The organism is Onishia niordana, assembly GCF_004798965.1.
Taxonomy (GTDB): domain Bacteria; phylum Pseudomonadota; class Gammaproteobacteria; order Pseudomonadales; family Halomonadaceae; genus Onishia; species Onishia niordana.
On the sequence record NZ_SDSD01000121.1, the window covers coordinates 1 to 255 of the forward strand.

The following is a 255-nucleotide window of genomic DNA, read 5'->3' on the forward strand; positions in this document are numbered from 1 at the left end:
TTAATTCACTACATTTTGGTGGGGAACAGGAGGATCAGCTTCAGATTTTAATTTAACCGCAACACTTCTTGGGAGCGGTTTGCTTGGATCAAATTGAACGGTCACATTATCTTTATTCATCTGAACCTTCATCAAACCGTCATATTTTGAAGGATCCGTCCCTTTACTGGACTGATAGTAATAACCTTTATAATTAACGTCATAAATCTGGTTTTCAGTGACTTGTCCGTCATCATAAGCAGCTCTTCGAACTGG

Annotated in this window: 1 protein-coding gene; it reads right to left on the minus strand. The window is 38.8% G+C overall.

Annotated elements, in window-relative coordinates; all coding sequences use genetic code 11:
* On the minus strand, positions 1-255 hold a 255-nt coding region (locus ETC27_RS18170), incomplete at its 5' end, for a hypothetical protein (protein WP_168709087.1).